Source organism: Fluviispira sanaruensis (genome assembly GCF_004295685.1).
GTDB lineage: Bacteria > Bdellovibrionota_B > Oligoflexia > Silvanigrellales > Silvanigrellaceae > Silvanigrella > Silvanigrella sanaruensis.
This window is the reverse complement of the sequence record NZ_AP019368.1, coordinates 2,906,143-2,923,383: the sequence shown is the minus strand read 5'-3', so window position 1 is coordinate 2,923,383 and position 17,241 is coordinate 2,906,143. Positions and strand designations below refer to the sequence as shown.

Here is a 17,241-nt window from a genome sequence, read left to right as displayed (position 1 = left end):
CATGTGCGGTCTATTAGGCTATGTTTCTTTTTTAAATGAAAGCAAATCTAGAAATTATCAAAATGCTATTAAAAAAATCAAGCACAGGGGGCCTGATGATCAAGGCTTTTATTATTGGAACCCTCAAAATTCAAAATTGACAAAAGAAATTGACAATGACTTTCCGCACAAGCTTTTTTTGGGACATGTTAGACTTTCTATTTTAGATCTCTCTGATGCGGGTTGGCAGCCCATGAGAACTCGAGATAATAGATATTTTATTATTTTTAATGGAGAAATATATAACTATCTTGAATTGCGAAATGAGCTTGAAAAAATTGGGCATCAATTTTATTCTCATACAGATACTGAAGTTCTTCTGAATGCATTCATTCAATGGGGCAAAGAGTGTTTAAACAAATTAACAGGAATGTTTGCTTTCTGTGTATTTGATTCGCAAGACAAAAAAATATTTTTAGCTCGGGATTTTTTTGGCATAAAACCACTCTATTTTTCATTTAATAAAGAATTCTTTGTATTTTCATCGGAAATTAATCCACTATTTGAAATGGAAAAAATAAAAAAAGATATCAATTCAGATGTGCTTTCTGAGTTTTTAAAATTTGGTTCAACCGATATTTCTGAAAAAACTTTATATCAAAATATTATCCAACTGCCCTCAGCTCACTATCTTGACATTGATATTTCGGATGCAAATTATTATCAAAAGTTATCACCAATAAAATACTGGCATATTAATAAAATTGATCCTATTGAAATCGATTTTAATGATGCTAAAAAACGTGTGAGAGAACTATTTTTAGAAAATATCATGCTACATATGAGAAGTGATGTATCAATTGGAGCTGCATTATCTGGAGGAATTGATTCCTCTGCTATCGTTATGGCTATGCGATATCTGAATCCTAAAAGCGATTTACACACTTTTAGTTTTATTTCTGAGGATGAATTAACCTCTGAAGAGAAATGGGTAGATATTATTGGTGACGCGGCAAAGACAAATATGCACAAGATATCTCCTTCTTCTTTTGATCTAGCCGAGGAGCTTGATATTCTAATTCATAGTCAAGAACTTCCCTTTGGGAGTGCTTCAATTTTTGCCCAAAGAAAAGTTATGAATATGGCACAACAAAATGGCATTAAGGTCATGCTCGATGGTCAAGGAGCGGATGAAATATTCGCAGGCTACAACCCCTATTCGACTGCGCGTATTGCTTCACTCATTAAACAATTTCATTTTCTAAGCGCCTCACGTTTTAAACGAAAACTCATCTCTTTACCAAATAGAAGAACATCATGGGCGCAAGTCTGTGAATATCTCATTCCTATACAGATGAAATTTTTAATACCAACTCTTAGGCTTTTAGCAGGGAAAAAAACTTTTCCAGAGTGGTTGAATAGAAAATGGTTTTTAGAACGAAATGTTCATATTCAATCTTCTTTTAATAAATCTCATAGTAAGTATGTTTTAAGAGATGAGCTTATTCAAACAATGACAAAAACCAGTTTACCAAATTTATTGCGGTATGAAGACAGAAATTCAATGGCTTGTTCTATAGAAAGTAGAGTCCCGTTTTTAACGCATGAATTAGCAGAATTTGTTTTCTCTTTGCCAGAAAAATATCTTATAAATGAGCAAGGAACAACAAAATATATTTTTCGCGAGGCTATGAGAGGAATTGTCCCACATCAAATTCTTGAGAGAAAAGATAAAATAGGTTTCCATGTCCCAGAGCAAAAATGGTTTAGCAGCTTAAGACCATGGGTTTCTACTAGACTAAACAACAAAAGTATTGAATCAATTCCAGCTCTAAATCACAAAATTGTAATATCCATGCGAAATGATTTTCTTAATGGAATAAGACCTTTTGATCCTTCGCTTTGGAAAATATTAAATATAATACGTTGGGTTGAAATCAATCAGGCTTCATTTTCTTAAAGGATTAATATATGAATATGAGAATATTAATTGATAAAATAAATGAGAATAAAGCTGTCATTGGAATTATTGGTTTAGGTTATGTCGGTCTCCCACTTGCTTTAAGGTTTGTTGAAGAAAATTTTAGTGTCATTGGTTTTGATATTGATGAAGATAAAATAAATAATCTTAATAATGGAAAAAGTTACATAGAGCATATTTCATCTTCTTTAATTTCAAATGCAATTGAAAAGTCTTTTATAGCAACTTCAAATTATGCTAAAATAATGGACACAGATATTCTCATAATTTGCGTTCCCACTCCTCTTTCTAAACAAAGAGAACCAGATTTAACTTATATTTTAAATACAATAGAAACTATATTACCGTACCTCCATAAAAACCAATTATTATCTCTTGAAAGCACAACTTATCCTGGTACTACGGAAGAAATTTTAAAGCCGAAAATAGAGTCAATTGGTCTAATTATTGGCACAGATATTTCTTTGGTTTTTTCACCAGAACGAGAAGATCCAGGAAATATATTATATAGTACGAAAAGCATTCCCAAAATTATAGGTGGAATCACGAAGACATGCCTTGAAGTTGGTATGACACTTTATGAAAAAGTCATATCTTCTGTCGTTCCTGTAAGTTCAACCCGTACTGCAGAAATGACAAAGTTACTCGAAAATATTCACAGAGCAGTTAATATCGGTTTAGTGAATGAAATGAAAATAGTAGCAGACAAAATGGGAATAGATATACATGAAGTGATCAATGCTGCCGCTACAAAACCTTTCGGATTTACACCTTTCTATCCAGGGCCGGGCCTAGGAGGGCATTGCATACCAATTGATCCCTTTTATTTAACTTGGAAAGCGCGCGAGTATGGAATTCATACTCGCTTCATAGAACTTGCAGGCGAAGTGAATAATTCTATGCCAGAATGGGTTATTTCTAAACTGAGCGATGCATTAAATGAAAGAGAAAAATCGCTCAAAGGGAGCAAAATTCTTGTATTAGGAATTTCATATAAGAAGAATATTGATGACATGCGAGAGTCTCCTTCAGTTAGAATGATGGAATTATTGCGAAACAAAGGAGCCATTCTATCCTATAGCGATCCACATGTTCCTATTTTTCCAAAAATGCGAGAGCATATATTTGACTTAAAAAGTATTCATTTAAATTCAGATTCTATTAAATCATTTGACTGCATACTTTTAGCAACCGATCATGATGCATTTAATTATGAACTCATAAAAAATAATTCGAATTTAATAATAGATACTCGAGGAAAGTATAAAGAAAAAACAGATAAAATAGTAAAAGCATAACTGTCATGAAATTTAGAAGGAATGTCGAGTGTGAAAGAAATAAATTTTGCAATTGTTGGATGTGGGAGAATATCAAATAATCATTTCGATGCAATAAAGAGTTGTTCTGGTCAAGCAAAATTAATTGCTGTATGTGATATAGATCCAAACGCCCTTGATTTAGCCGTCCAAAAAACGGGTGCTATTGGTTATTCTTCTCTGTCTGAACTTTTAAATAATAAAGATATTGAAGTGATATCTTTATGTACACCGAGCGGAATGCATTCCGCACAAACAATAGAAATAGCTAAAAAAAACAAACATATTATCACAGAAAAGCCTATGGCTACCAATTGGATAGATGGTTTAAAAATGATAAATGCTTGCAACGAAGCTAAAGTAAAACTATTTGTCGTAAAACAAAATCGCAAGAACGATACTTTAAAATTATTAAAACAAGCCATTCAAGAGGAAAGGTTTGGTAAAATATATAATGTCGCTATAAATGTGTTTTGGACTCGGCCTCAAGCATATTATGATTCGGCAAAATGGCGCGGGACATGGGCCTTTGATGGTGGTGCCCTTATGAATCAAGCTAGTCATTATGTTGATTTACTAGCTTGGCTCATTGGAGAAGTCGATCAAGTTTTTGCATTTTGCTCTACTTTGGCAAGAAAAATAGAAGTTGAAGATTCTGCTTCCGTCTCTTTAAAATGGAAAAATGGGGCATTGGGCACATTAAATGTTTCAATGTTGACCTATCCGAATAATCTTGAAGGATCAATAACAATAATTGGAGAAAAGGGAACAGTAAAAATTGGCGGAGTTGCTGTTAATGAAATTCAAGTTTGGAAATTTAAAGATTTAAAAGAGTATGATCAAGATATTTTTAATGCAAATTATTCAACACAATCAGTTTATGGTCATGGGCATCCACTGTATTATAAAAATGTGATAGATGTTCTCCACGAAAAATGTTTAGCAGATACGGATGGTGCAGAAGGATTAAAATCACTTGAATTAATTTGTGCAATGTATCAATCAGCAAAAGAAGTTAAACCTATTTCACTGCCTTTTTCTAGGAGTATTTCATAAATATGGAAATAACAATACACTCTTCTGCAATTGTCGATGAGGGAGCAAAAATTGGTAAAGGAACAAAAATCTGGCATTTTGCACATATATGCTCAGGAGCAAAAATTGGTGAGTATTGTTCATTTGGACAAAATGTATTCATAGCAAATGATGTGATCATTGGTTCAAATGTTAAAGTTCAAAATAATGTTTCGATTTATGATTCTGTCACTTTAGAGGATGACGTTTTTTGTGGACCCAGTATGGTTTTTACAAATGTTATTAATCCAAGAAGTCATGTTACAAGAAAAAATGAGTATAAAAGAACAATTTTACGAAAAGGATCTACAATTGGAGCAAATGCTACAATCGTTTGTGGAAATGAAATTGGAGAATATTCAATGGTTGGGGCGGGATCAGTTGTGACTAAAAATGTAAAACCATACGCACTAATTGTTGGAGTGCCTGCACGACAAATTGGCTGGGTTTGCCAATGTGGTGAAAAAATTTCTTTTAAGTATGATTATACAGAGTGCATACATTGTAAAAAAAAATATATATTGAAGAATGAATTTTGCCAACTCCTCTCATGAAAGAGTATATTCATGACAAAGATGATGCCATTTATTGATCTCAGCAGGCAGCAACATAGGATCCGAGATTCTTTAGAGCAAAAAATAAAAAATGTACTTGATCACGGCCAATATATTATGGGCCCTGAAGTGAAAGAATTAGAGAACATGCTTGCCAATTATGTTGGAGTCAAGCATTGCGTGAGTGTTGCAAATGGGACAGATGCCTTGCTTATAGCTATGCTTGCTTTAGATATCAAAGCAAACGATGAGATAATTACATCACCTTTTACGTTTATTGCAACTTCAGAAATGATTGCACTATTAGGTGCTAAACCCATTTACGTTGATATCCATGAACAGACATATAATATCGATCCTTCTCAAATAGAAAAAGCTATCACTGAAAGAACAAAAGCAATTATACCAATCAGTATTTATGGTCAATGCGCAAATATGAATGAAATAAATGAAATTGCAAAAAAATATAATATTCCCGTAATTGAAGATGGAGCACAAAGCTTTGGTGCAACGCATTATGATAAAAAATCATGTTCCCTTTCTAAAATAGGTTGCACAAGTTTTTTTCCTTCTAAACCCTTGGGATGTTATGGTGATGGAGGTGCTTGTTTTACAGATGATAACGAAATTGCAGAAAGAATGCGTTCCATTCGGGTGCATGGACAAAAAGAAAGATATCATCACACTCAAATTGGAATCAATGGAAGAATGGATACTCTCCAGGCTGCAATATTGATCGCAAAACTTGAAATATTTGAAGAAGAAGTTATTCTTAGAAATAAACTGGGCGATAAATTTAATGCACTACTCAAAGATTATTATATGACTCCATATATAGAAAAACAAAATACATCTGTATATGCTCAATATACTTTAAGAGTAGGAAATAGAAGTCAATTTATGCATAATTTAAAAGAAATAGGTATTCCAACTGCTATTCATTATCCTACGCCAGCGCATCTTCAGCCAGCATTTTTTGATCCGAAATATCCTCACAAAAGTTTGCCCATATCAGAAAAGGTTGCAAGTGAAGTTGTGAGTCTCCCTTTTCATCCATATCTTTTGGAAGATGAAATTGAATTTATTATTTCTTCAGTTATAAAGCAAAGTACTTAAAAAAAGGACTGAGTGTGAAAAAAATATTGACAGTGATTGGTGCAAGACCTCAGTTCATAAAAGCTGCTCCTGTATCAAAAGTATTTGAAAAATCAAAAAAAATTAATGAAATTATTGTCCATACAGGTCAGCATTATGATGCAGCAATGTCTGATATTTTCTTTCAAGAACTAAAAATAAAGCAGCCTCTTTATAATTTAGAAGTTGGTTCAGCCTCGCATGGAGAACAAACCGGCAAAATGCTGAATGGTATTGAAAAAATTCTTATCAAGGAAAAGCCGGATTTTCTTCTTGTCTATGGCGATACAAACTCTACATTGGCCGGCGCATTAGCCGCTTCAAAACTGAATATACCAATTATACATATTGAAGCCGGTTTGAGATCATTCAATAGAAATATGCCTGAAGAAGTAAATCGTATTGTTACAGACCACCTTTCAGAGTATCTTTTTACTCCGACAGAAGATGCAATTAAAAATTTAAACCGTGAAGGTTTAGGTAATAGAAAAATAGTTAATGTTGGTGATGTTATGTATGATGCATGTAATGAGTTTATTCAAGAAAAATATATCATAGATGATATATTAAAAAAGTATTCAATTAAAGAGAAGAATTATATTCTTTGTACTCTTCATAGGGCTGAAAATACAGATAATTTAGAAATTTTCGAAAATATTATACGAAACCTTTTTAATATATCTAAGCACAAAAAAATAATTTTTCCAATGCATCCAAGAACAAGAAAGTTAATTGAAAATAAAAATATTTTAAACTTATCCAATATATTATTCATTAACCCTGTTGGTTATATTGAAATGCTCCATCTCATGAGAAATGCAAATTTGATAATTACGGACTCGGGTGGAATGCAAAAGGAAGGCTACTTTTTAGGTACTCAAGCTTATGTTCTACGAAGTGAAACAGAATGGCTTGAGCTCATAAAAATAGGATGGAATAGATTAGTATTACCCTCAGAATCTGAATTTTATAAAAAAATTCTTGATTTCAAGATTGAAGCTTTTAATAGAGAAGAAAATTTTTATGGTGATGGAAATGCAGCAAAAAAAATATGTGAATTTATATTGTCTCAATAAAAATAATATGAGTCATATTATGGGTATAAAATGAAAATATTGCTTATTTCAAATTTTTTTGAACCTCAAAATAACATTGCCGTGCAAAGAATCAAGTCATTAGCTAAATACTGGGCAATTGATGGATTAAAAGTAACAGTTTTAACAACTAAAAAAACAAAAAGATTTGATGGTTTTCTTGAAGAAAAAATGGGAAAAAAACTAATTTATGATATTTTAGAAACAAAATATATTCCAGATTTTATGGACAGAAAAGAAAAGAATCCGTTCTCAATTGAAGTGAATGAAAAAAGAAAGTCATTATTTTTATCAATAAAAAACTTTTTACCTTCGTTTATAGATATTAGGTTTTTTTGGATTTTTACAGGTTTTTTTATAGGTTTTTTTGTAATTAAAAAAAATAATTATGATGTTATTGTTGCTTCATATCCAATATATCATTCATTTATAATAGGATTTTTATTAAGCATAGTTACTAAAAAACCATTGGTTTTAGACTATAGAGATCTCTGCTCAGCAGATACCTCATTTACAAAATATAAAAGCAAAACATCTAAAGTATTTGAAAATTTATTGGAAAGAATTATTGTAAAAAGAGCAATATTGGTAGTTGTTGTGTCCAATGGAAATAAAATATTACAAGATAACTATTTTAATATTAATTCAGTTGTTATTGAAAATGGTTTTGATATTGAGGATAAAATTTTATTTAGTAGTCCTTTTATTAAAGAAAATAAAATAAAAAAAATTACTTATCTTGGTAAAATAATTCATCCATTAAGAACCCCTGAACTTCTTTTCAAAGCATTGCAAAATATTATATCTGGAAATAATTCTATGCATATACAATTTAGTTTTTATTCCCCAGATGTAAATGACATCTTATATCTTGCAAAAAAATATAACATATTAAATAGCATAAAAATTCATAGTATGATTTCTAGAGAATCTTCATTAAAGATTCAAGCTGAATCAGACTATCTCTTGTTTTTAGATTGGAATGATCCTGCCCAAACTGGTGTGTTGTCAGGAAAAATTTTTGAATATATTAACTCTGGAACCCCAATATTGAGTATAGGAGGTTATGAAGAAAGCTCTGCATCTAAACTTATAGTTGATAATGGTTTTGGTATTGCTTTTTATCAAAATTTAGATAGATTAAAAGAAACAATCTTAGATATTTCTAATAATAATTTTAGATTAGATTTAAAAAGAAATTTTGAAATATTAAATAAATTCGATAGAAAATTTCTAGCAGACAAATATAAAGAAGAAATAGTAAAAAAGTTAAATGAAAGAAAGAATAAATATTCATGAATATATTAGTCACAGGATGCGCTGGTTTTATTGCATATCACCTTATATTTACGCTATTAGAGCAAAACCATACTATATATGGTTTTGATAATTTTATAAGTGGGCAAAAGGAAAATATTGAAAGATTAAATATTTTATATCCAAATAATTTTGTATTTAAAGAATTTGATCTCATAGATTTTGAAAAACTAAATAAATTTATTTATGACATAAAAATTGATCAAATATATCATTTGGCTTGTCCAGCTTCGCCACCAATCTATCAAATAGATCCTCTTCATACTCTTGATACTTGTTACATAGGCACTCGAAATATTCTTGAAATTGCTAGAATTAAAAATTCAAAAATCCTGCTTGCATCAACAAGCGAAATTTATGGAGACCCAACTGTCCACCCACAACCTGAAAATTATTGGGGGAATGTCAATAGTTTTGGTCTGCGGAGTTGTTATGATGAAGGCAAACGTGTGTCAGAAACACTCTCTTTTATTTACTTGAAAAAAGGAATTGACGTTAAAATTGTGCGCATATTCAATACCTATGGCCCTAAGATGTCCTTAAATGATGGCAGAGTTTTAACTAATTTTATTACTCAAGCTCTGAGAGGCGAAAACCTTACTATCTATGGTGATGGCAGCCAAACAAGATCTCTTTGCTTTTGTACTGATCTTATAAAAGGACTGCTAAAATTGATGGATTCTAATATTAATATGCCTATAAATTTGGGATCTCAATTTGAAATAAGAATTATAGAAATTGCTGAAATAGTCAAATCCATAATAAATCCAGATATCAAACTAACTTTTAAACCACTCCCATCGGATGATCCTAAACAAAGAAGGCCAGATATTACGAATGCTAAAAAATACTTGGATTGGGAACCTCAAGTAGGTATTCAAGAAGGAATATCTTTAATGATAAAGGAATTTAAAGAAAGGGTAAAACTGTGAATATCTGTCTTATTGGGGCTGGATATGTTGGCCTAGTGAGCGCTGTTTGTTTTGCTGAAATGGGTCATAATGTTATTTGTGTTGATAAAGACGAACATAAAATATCACTATTAAACCAGGGAATTGTTCCTATATATGAACCAGGTTTATTAGAACTTATGAACATAAATGTTGAAGCTGGCAGACTTTATTTTACAGAAAATATTTCAGAGGCAATTAAAGAAAGCTTATTTATATTTATTGCTGTTGGAACTCCTCAAGATGAAGATGGCTCTGCTGATCTAAGACATGTCTTATCCGTTGCTGAAATCATTGGCAGAGAAATAAATTCATTTAAAATCATAGTGAATAAATCAACAGTACCTGTTGGTACTGCAAAAAATGTTAAAAATATTATAATCAGTGAAATACAAAAAAGACGAATAGATAATATTGATTTTGACATCGTATCTAATCCTGAATTTTTAAAAGAAGGTGATGCAATTAACGATTTTATGCGCCCAGATAGAATTATAATTGGTGTGGAAAGAAAAGACTCTGAAGAACTTATGAAAGAGCTTTATTTTCATTTTGTAAAAAATGGAAATCCTATCATTTTTATGGACATTAAATCAGCTGAACTGACTAAATATGCTTCAAATGCGATGTTAGCGACACGAATTAGTTTTATGAATGAATTATCTTCACTTTGTGATATTATAGGTGCTGATATAGAGAAAATAAGAATTGGAATAGGCACTGATAAACGTATAGGTATGTCTTTTTTATATAGTGGTTTGGGATATGGAGGAAGTTGTTTTCCAAAAGATGTACAAGCCCTATCTAAAACTATGAAAGATTTTCATTTAAATCCAAACCTTTTAAATGCAGTAGAAAGTATAAATAAAGAACAAAGAATTCGTTTTTTAAAAAAAATTATAACAAGATTTGAAAATAATATAGTTGGAAAAACTTTTACAGTTTGGGGGCTTTCGTTTAAACCAAAAACAGATGATATCAGAGAATCTCCTGCTGCTCATTTAATTAATATGTTAACTGATGCAGGAGCTCATGTAAATGTCAGCGATCCTGAAGCTTTAAAGTATTCCAATCTTTGCTTACGTAATTTAGAATCGATATCTCTTTTTAAAGATAAATATCTATCTTTAAAAGACTCTGAAGCTTTAGTGATTGCTACAGAATGGAGTCAGTATCGAAATCCAGATTTCGAATTAATGAAACTAAATATGAAGAGAAATATAATTTTTGATGGTAGAAATCAGTTTGAGCCAGAAAAAATGACACAACTTGGATGGGAATATCACTGCATTGGACGAAGCAATGAAATGTGAAATAAAAGTTCTCCTTTTTTGGGAAGGCCTACCAGCGTGTGCCTTAATTACCAAGAAAATTGTTGAAGATTTTGGTGAAAATCTTACATTTATTGCAACAAAGCCAGATGTCCCTTTTGAAAAATTAGAAGAAAAAATTGGAAAAAATATAATATGGTTATCTCACCCAAATGAGATTTGGATAAGAAAGGATGAATTTTTAGATCATGAAATCATTATTCATACAGGCTGGTGTTGGAAAAAATGGTTAAAGTTTGATAAATACATGAAAAAAAGTGGAGCGAAAATATGTGTTTCAGTAGATAATAGATTTAAATTAAATTTTAGACAATTCATTGGTGCTTTTTATTTTAGATTATTTTTAAGGCCAATATTTGATCATGTCTTTGTCCCTGGTGAGTCAGGTATTAAATTGATGAAATTTTTAGGTATGAAAAAAAATGCTATTTTTACTGGACTATATGGCTGTGATGAAAATATTTTTTTTAATAAGAAAATTTTTAGCGAAAGAAAAAGTCAATTTATTTTTGTTGGACAATTGATTCATAGAAAAGGTATCGATATTCTAATAAAAAGTTTTCAAAATTATAAGCAAAATAATGGTAAATGGAGTTTAAGAATAATTGGTGGTAAGTCGTGGGACAATCAATATGGATTTTTAGATAAAAACATTATTTATTCCCCATTTTTACAGCCAGAAGAAATATCGATAGAAATGTCAAACTCAAAGTGCTTTGTATTACCATCACGAGATGATCACTGGGCAACAGTTGTCCACGAAGCAACCCGATGCGGTTTGCCTTTGCTTTTGTCAAGAGCTGTTGGGGCACACGAAGACTTGTTAGAACAGGGTAAAAATGGTTTTCTTGTGCATAAGAATATTCCCAATATATTAGAGCAATTGATGCATAAAATAGAGTCACTCGATAATGAAAATAAACTTTATCATTTTCATAATAAATCACTGGAATTATCAAAAAAATTCGGGATAGATTCCTATTCCAAATCCTTTCATAGAATTGTAAATGCTGCACAGAAATGATGTTAATGGGAATTTTTAATTAAACTTTCTAGGATATCTAAATTTTCAAAATCAACCATAGTCACTCTTTTTCCAAGTGGTTTGACGTAATCAGGTTTGTCGTGGGCAAAGATAACAAAACATTTTGCCTCCAGTGCTGAAGAAATATGTGCTGGGCCGCTTTCCATTGTTATAGTTACAAGGGACTTTCTAGCCATTTCTGCAAAAGCAGATATGGTATTTGAAAAAAATAACGTTTTCCCATTATATATTTGTGGTTTTAATTCTTGCGACAATAATTTTATTGTTTCCCTTTCATTTGGTCCATAAGCTATTACGAAGTTATAATTTGAAAATCGCTTTCTTAAGTCTATAATTTCATTTACTAAAAATGATTTCTGAGGATTGCTTCCTCCAGGATGAAACAGAATATAATCATTTTCAAATATTTTATTTTCAGATAAAAATTGTGTAACTTTTATTAAATCATTTTTAGGAATAAAAATATCGGGCATAAATTCTTCATAAGTTATGCCTAATTTTTTTAAAAGAAACATTCTTTTTTCGGCTAAGGTAGGCTTTAAGTCTAGAGTAATTGAATCAGTTAGAAGAAAAGTACCTCCTGCCATATCTATTCCTAATCTTCTTTTTGCAGCAGTCAAAAATAAAACGAAATTATTCCTAATCTCTCCTCTTGTCTCTATAGCTAGGTCATAATTTTTTTTTCTTAGTTTAATTATAGTGAAGAAAAAATGGAAAATATTTTTAATAGAATAATTATAGCGACTCCATGGAACATTTACAGAATATATATTATTTATTACTTCAGGATTTACTATTTGTAACATCCATGAATTAGATAAAATGTCGATTTGTGCATATGGATATTGATTTCTTATGTTTTTAATTAATGCAGTCGTCATGACACAATCGCCAATGAGATGGGACTCAAAAATAAGAATTTTTGAAAATAATTCTTCATGTAAATCTTTTAAGTTCTTTTTAAACATCAATTTTAAAAAGATAAAATCAAATATTCGACCAATTCTTTCTAAATGTGGATTATGATATTGACAAATATATCTTTTCATTTTTTTGTTAAATTCTTTCATCTAAAATATTTTTAAATTTTCTTAATGATTCATGCTTAGGGTTATGAAATATTTTTCCAGAATTACTTGAATAATAATTTTTTAAGTTATGTATCCAATCTGAAAAAATATTTGGAATATCAGTTTGACTGACACCAAATCCCTGATTGCATAAATCATGTGATAATGTAAAATCTGGTCCAACATAATAAATTGGTAAACCTTGGCTGATATAAGTGTACGCCTTGCTAGGGCATGCAAGGCCAATGCTTTCATAACTCAGACTTACAATTCCAAAATGATATTCTTTAAATAAATGAATTAAGTTATCAACCCTTTCAAACCGAGGTAAAAATTCTATTGTGCAGCCTAATTTGGAAAATATATTATTAATCTCTAGCTGTGATTTATGAGACATACCGACAAATGTTAAATATAAACTGCTCTGTTCCTTTAAAGTAAATTTTGAAAATAAATCCGACATAGGGGATAAATCGTGGACTTTGCCATAATTCCCTGCATAAATAAATTTTACAGTAAGATGAATATCTACTTTTTGAATGAAATTAGAAGAACCTAAATATGTGGCCCATGGGGGGCAAACAATTACATTATCTAAATTTACATTGTTTGAACAGATTCTTTTTTTCATACTTTCATCTAAGCAAATAATTTTTTTTGAGTTATTGCATAGTTTTTTTTCAATATATCTCAAGAACCTCGCAATAAAATTAAAGCCTTTTGTTTGTAAGAATCTTGCTTCGATCTCAGGGTGTGCGTCCATAAACCAAACATAGCAATCAATTTTTGAAAACTTGCACAAAAAGAGGCAGTATAAATAAAGCATAGGTGGACTCGTTGTAATAACAATAGATTTATGAATATTCAATTCTTTTAAACTTATGTAAGGGATGAAAAAAGACATATAAATAAAAGATTTTAATAAATTAAACAGTCTTTTAGGTCTCAATCCTCCTGGTACATAATTTTTAGAAAAAAATATGTTTTTAGACGAATTCTTCTTGTCTAAATTAATGAAATCAATAATATCTTTAACATGTTTTGAATTTGGTGAAGAACTACTTATACAAAACTCATCAATTAAATAGATAATTTTTTTCATATTATATATAATTTTATTTCTAGAATTTTTTTTTTAATTTTGAAAGCATATCCTATTGTTTATAATTCCTCGCATCTCTAAAAAGATAATCATGGTTACTAATCTGCTCAAGTAATTGATAATCATAATCTTGAAGAAATGAAATTAATTTTTCTTTATCCCGCGATTCTATGCATAAAATTTTAAACCTAAATTTATTGTGATCAATGCCTTTAAGAACTTCAATTTCAGCTCCTTCTACATCGAGTGAAAGTAAATCAATTGTATTTGGAGCATTTCCTTTAACTAATAAATTATTAAGTGTTGTTGCTATTGCTCCAAATGTAAATATATTTTCAGTTGCACTTAAAAATTTTTTCCCATTCATTGCATTCATAAATGGATTTTCTAAGTCAGACTCTAAACCAATTGGAGATGACATAAGATTTGAATATGCTATTTCAACAAATTTATCTTTGTACTCAAAAGATGTGCAAGCATTACAAAAAATATTTGTTTTAGATGATCTGTTTTCTCTACATAATAAATAGTTATTTGGGGAAGGCTCAATTAGAATGCCTTTCCAATTTTTATATCGTTCAAAGTATTTTGTGTTAAATTGAGTTATTCCGTCATTAGCTCCTAATTCAACAAAAAATCCGTTTTCATAATTTAGGTATTTCTCAATTTTTTCATCTAGCTTATTGAGGCCATAATATTTTGTATTTTTTTGCTTAATTTTTTTTAATAATCTAAATAAAAAAGGTGGTAGCAAGTCCTTTATAAAAAATCTTACTCTTATGCTAATATTATCTGTAGTTGATATCAATGGTACTTTCCTTTCACTTTAAGCTATTTTACAAAATGACCATCAAAAAAAATTTAAAAAAGAATACTTCATATTTATTGACATAATAAATCATAAGGATGAAGTTTGAAAGTGTCTTTAAAAAATATGACATCATAACTCGTAAAAAACATGCTTTATAGAGTGACATGTCAATGAGCTTACGTTTTAAAAGTATTGCTTAAATACCAATCCACTGAAATTTTTATGCATTCCTCAAAGTTTAAATTTGCCTTCCAGCCTAAACTATTTATAAACGAACTATCCATTCGTTTCCGTGGAGTGCCGTTTGGTTTTCTTGAATCAAAAGAAACACACCCCTTAAATCCAACGGTAAAGGCAATGGTTTTTGCGAGTTCTTTAATACTTATTTCATACCCTGTTCCTATATTAATGTGACAAAGTCCTTGATGTCCTATTATACTATTTTCTAATTCTTCAAAAGAAATATTATTTGCTAAATAGGAGATCGCATTTCCTAATTCCATTGAATACATAAATTCTCTCAATGGCGTACCATCACCCCAAACCACAACTTCAGATAGGTTCAATTCTTTGGCCTCGCAGAATTTTCGAATTAACGCAGGGAGTACATGTGAATTTTCCGGATGAAAGTTATCATGGGGGCCAAAAAGATTTGTCGGCATTGCACAAAAATAATCTCTTCCATATTGTTTTCTCAAACTATTTATGAGTTCAATTCCAGCAATTTTAGCAATTGCATAAGGTTGATTTGTATACTCGAGCTTCCCTGTTAATAAGTATTCTTCTTTAATTGGTTGTGGGCACTCTTTTGGATAAATACAACTGCTTCCTAAAAAAATAAGTCTATGAACATTATTTTCGTGGGCAGCCCAAATAACATTATTTTGAATCTGTAAATTTTGATAAATAAAATCTGCTCTATATGTATTATTTGCGTGAATTCCTCCAACTTTTGCTGCAGATAATATTATAATATTAGGCTTTTCTTTTGAAAAAAAATTATTCACATCTAAAGTATTTAGTAAATCTAATTCACTTCGAGTTTTTGTAATAATATTATTATAACCATTTTGTCTTAAAGTCTCAACTATAGCGCTCCCGGCTAATCCTTTATGACCTGCGACAAAAATTTTATCTTTTTTAGTCATAAGTCCCATAAACTTTACCTCGTTATCGATCAATAACATCCCTTAGAAAAAAATCTTCTGCAAAACATTCTATAGATTTTAATTCATTTATAAATTAAAATCGCGTCACTCAATATGATGTTTTCAAGATCCCCTTCTGAAGGAGGCAGTGTGACTCAGCAAAAAATAGCTCTTATTACTGGTATTACAGGGCAGGATGGGGCTTATCTTTCTGAATTTTTACTTAAAAAAGGTTACATTGTGCATGGAATAAAACGAAGAGCAAGTTCTTTTAATACACAAAGAGTGGATCATATCTTTATCGATCATCATAATCCAAAGGCAAAATTTTTTCTTCATTACGGTGATTTGACTGATAGTACTAATATTATACGTATTATTCAAGAAACACAGCCAAATGAAATTTATAATCTTGCAGCGCAAAGTCACGTGCAAGTGAGCTTTGAAACTCCTGAATACACTGCGAATGCGGACGGAATAGGAACTCTGCGTTTATTAGAAGCAATTCGTATTTTAGGTCTTTCGAATAAAGCCAAATTTTACCAAGCTTCTACGAGCGAACTTTATGGGAAAGTTCATAATATACCTCAAACAGAAAAAACTCCTTTTTATCCAAGAAGTCCTTATGCTGCAGCTAAAATTTATGCATATTGGATAACTATTAATTATAGAGAAGCATATAATATATTTGCTTCTAATGGCATATTATTTAATCATGAAAGCCCTCTGCGTGGAGAAACATTTGTTACTCGGAAAATAACAATGGCTGTAGCTCGTATTGCAGCTGGTTTACAAGAATGCCTATATATCGGTAATATTGATGCGAAAAGAGATTGGGGGCATGCAAGAGATTATGTTGAAGGGATGTGGAAAATATTAAACCACACTCAGGCGGATGACTTTGTTCTAGCAACGAATAGAACAACTCCTGTGAGAGACTTTTTAATAATGGCTTTTAAATTTGCTGGTATTGAAATAGAATTTTTTGGGACAGGTATTGATGAAATTGCTAAATGTATTAAAACTGGAAAAACAGTAATTAGAATTGATCCTAATTATTTTCGCCCAACAGAGGTTGATATTTTGATGGGTGATTATTCTAAAGCGAAATATGAACTTAATTGGGAACCAACTATTAATGTAGAAGAATTATGTAAAGAAATGGTTTTTGCCGATATAAAAAGAGTAAATGATAGTTTGTCGCAATCTGACGTTAAGAAAAAAACTGTTGAAGAGCTTTCGCACGAAGAAGGAGGATTTTTATCTTGGCATAATAAAATATTGACAAATAATTATCAATTTACATGAATTTATTTGAAATATACGTGTTTTATT

Annotated in this window: 15 protein-coding genes; 11 read left to right on the top strand and 4 right to left on the bottom strand. The window is 30.5% G+C overall.

Annotation, left to right across the window (positions count from 1 at the left end; translation table 11 throughout):
- The first annotated feature begins 1 nt into the window (after position 1).
- From asnB to EZS29_RS12185, 10 genes are read left to right on the top strand one after another with little or no spacing between them, the layout of a single operon-like run.
- Positions 2-1,939: an asparagine synthase (glutamine-hydrolyzing) gene (gene asnB, locus EZS29_RS12230; protein ID WP_130611089.1), complete on the top strand. Its 1,938-nt coding sequence runs from the start codon at positions 2-4 to the stop codon at positions 1,937-1,939.
- An 11-nt stretch (positions 1,940-1,950) separates the two neighbouring features.
- Complete coding sequence (locus tag EZS29_RS12225; RefSeq protein ID WP_130611086.1) at positions 1,951-3,258, top strand: nucleotide sugar dehydrogenase; 1,308 nt, start codon at positions 1,951-1,953, stop codon at positions 3,256-3,258.
- Positions 3,259-3,279: 21 nt separating this feature from the next.
- Positions 3,280-4,332: a Gfo/Idh/MocA family protein gene (locus tag EZS29_RS12220; RefSeq protein WP_130611083.1), complete on the top strand. Its 1,053-nt coding sequence runs from the start codon at positions 3,280-3,282 to the stop codon at positions 4,330-4,332.
- 2 nt (positions 4,333-4,334) lie between these two features.
- Positions 4,335-4,904, top strand: a complete 570-nt coding sequence (locus tag EZS29_RS12215; protein WP_130611080.1) for an acyltransferase — start codon at positions 4,335-4,337, stop codon at positions 4,902-4,904.
- 12 nt (positions 4,905-4,916) lie between these two features.
- Positions 4,917-6,020, top strand: coding sequence for a DegT/DnrJ/EryC1/StrS family aminotransferase (locus tag EZS29_RS12210; RefSeq protein ID WP_281276266.1), 1,104 nt, complete (start codon positions 4,917-4,919; stop codon positions 6,018-6,020).
- Positions 6,021-6,034: 14 nt separating this feature from the next.
- A complete protein-coding gene (gene wecB, locus EZS29_RS12205; RefSeq protein WP_130611078.1) occupies positions 6,035-7,114 on the top strand; it encodes a non-hydrolyzing UDP-N-acetylglucosamine 2-epimerase in 1,080 nt (359 codons plus the stop codon).
- 30 nt (positions 7,115-7,144) lie between these two features.
- The gene (locus EZS29_RS12200; protein ID WP_130611075.1) at positions 7,145-8,431 is read left to right on the top strand and encodes a glycosyltransferase family protein; all 1,287 of its coding nucleotides are present in this window, start codon (positions 7,145-7,147) and stop codon (positions 8,429-8,431) included.
- Positions 8,428-9,381, top strand: coding sequence for a GDP-mannose 4,6-dehydratase (locus EZS29_RS12195; RefSeq protein WP_130611072.1), 954 nt, complete (start codon positions 8,428-8,430; stop codon positions 9,379-9,381). Before EZS29_RS12200 ends, EZS29_RS12195 begins: the two co-directional genes overlap by 4 nt.
- A complete protein-coding gene (locus tag EZS29_RS12190) occupies positions 9,378-10,712 on the top strand; it encodes a UDP-glucose dehydrogenase family protein (RefSeq protein ID WP_130611069.1) in 1,335 nt (444 codons plus the stop codon). The genes EZS29_RS12195 and EZS29_RS12190 overlap by 4 nt, the downstream gene beginning before the upstream one ends.
- Positions 10,702-11,754 (top strand): glycosyltransferase, encoded by a 1,053-nt coding sequence (locus EZS29_RS12185; RefSeq protein WP_130611066.1) that lies wholly within the window; start codon positions 10,702-10,704, stop codon positions 11,752-11,754. The genes EZS29_RS12190 and EZS29_RS12185 overlap by 11 nt, the downstream gene beginning before the upstream one ends.
- A 2-nt stretch (positions 11,755-11,756) precedes the next feature.
- Here the strand turns inward: EZS29_RS12185 and EZS29_RS12180 are convergent, their stop codons facing one another.
- From EZS29_RS12180 to EZS29_RS12165, 4 genes are all read right to left on the bottom strand, one after another.
- On the bottom strand, positions 11,757-12,824 hold the full coding sequence (locus EZS29_RS12180; protein WP_172603928.1) for a glycosyltransferase family 9 protein: 1,068 nt from the start codon (positions 12,822-12,824) through the stop codon (positions 11,757-11,759).
- A gap of 7 nt (positions 12,825-12,831) precedes the next feature.
- Positions 12,832-13,947: a glycosyltransferase family protein gene (locus EZS29_RS16005; protein WP_130611060.1), complete on the bottom strand. Its 1,116-nt coding sequence runs from the start codon at positions 13,945-13,947 to the stop codon at positions 12,832-12,834.
- Between the two features lie 52 nt (positions 13,948-13,999).
- A complete protein-coding gene (locus EZS29_RS12170; RefSeq protein ID WP_130611057.1) occupies positions 14,000-14,755 on the bottom strand; it encodes an FkbM family methyltransferase in 756 nt (251 codons plus the stop codon).
- 179 nt (positions 14,756-14,934) lie between these two features.
- Entirely contained in the window at positions 14,935-15,906 is a 972-nt protein-coding gene (locus EZS29_RS12165) for an NAD-dependent epimerase/dehydratase family protein (RefSeq protein ID WP_130612885.1), read from the bottom strand.
- Positions 15,907-16,056: 150 nt separating this feature from the next.
- Between EZS29_RS12165 and gmd the strand changes: the two genes are divergently transcribed.
- Positions 16,057-17,214 (top strand): GDP-mannose 4,6-dehydratase, encoded by a 1,158-nt coding sequence (gene gmd, locus EZS29_RS12160; protein WP_246035200.1) that lies wholly within the window; start codon positions 16,057-16,059, stop codon positions 17,212-17,214.
- The last annotated feature ends 27 nt before the right edge of the window (positions 17,215-17,241 follow it).